Raw genomic sequence first — 868 nt, forward strand, 5'->3', positions numbered from 1 at the left:
CTTTCCGCCTTCGATCCGCTCCTGGCGGCACGCCGGCTGCATGTGCATGAGAGCGTCTTCCGGACCGGCTTCGTCCGCGAGATGGCGGAGTGGCGGCCCGAGCTCCGGGGTGCCCGCGACGATGCGCTGGATGCGGTCTCGGGCTGCATCCTGGCCGAGGCGGTGCGGCTTCCGGCTCTGCCGCGGCCGATCGCGCCGTCCTGGCGGGGGGCTATGTGACTCGGCCTCCAGCCCGTAAGCACTTCGGTGAAGTTGTGATGCGTTATTCCAGGGGCGAAAGCGTGCTTCCCAATCCCTTCGACGATCGGCCGTCCAGGGTCCGGCTCAAGGCCGGAATGACCTTCGCGGCGCTGATCGCCTTTAACCTCGCCGCCTGGGCCTGGGCCTGGATCGCCTTCGCCGACCGTCCCGCGCTCTTCGGCACGGCCGTGCTCGCCTATATGTTCGGCCTGCGCCACGCCTTCGACGCCGACCATATCGCGGCCATCGACAATGTGGTCCGCAAGCTGATGCAGGAGGGGAAGGCGCCCATCTCGGCAGGCTTCTTCTTCTCGCTCGGCCATTCGAGCATCGTGGTCCTGGCGACGCTCGTCATCGCCGCGACGGCGGCGGCGTTCCAGGACAGGCTGGAGGAGTTCCACACCATCGGCGGCGTCATCGGCACCGCCGTCTCGGCGAGCTTCCTGCTGGCGATCGGCATCGCGAACCTGATCGTCCTGCGTGGCGTCTGGGCAGCCTTCCGCCGGGCGCGGCGCGGCGAGCGGATCGTGGACGAGGACCTCGACATGCTGCTCGCCGGGCGCGGACTGGTCGCGCGGGTGTTCCGGCCGCTGTTCCGGGTGGTCTCGCGCTCCTGGCACATGTACCC

Annotated in this window: 2 protein-coding genes; both read left to right on the plus strand. The window is 69.1% G+C overall.

What is annotated here, in order from left to right:
• The coding region (locus AC1DWF_RS33160; protein WP_476842748.1) for a hypothetical protein at positions 1 to 219 on the plus strand (219 nt) is incomplete at its 5' end.
• A 62-nt stretch (positions 220 to 281) separates the two neighbouring features.
• On the plus strand, positions 282 to 868 hold a 587-nt coding region (locus tag AC1DWF_RS33165), incomplete at its 3' end, for a HoxN/HupN/NixA family nickel/cobalt transporter (RefSeq protein WP_476842749.1).

The organism is Aminobacter sp. P4_D5, assembly GCF_056401815.1.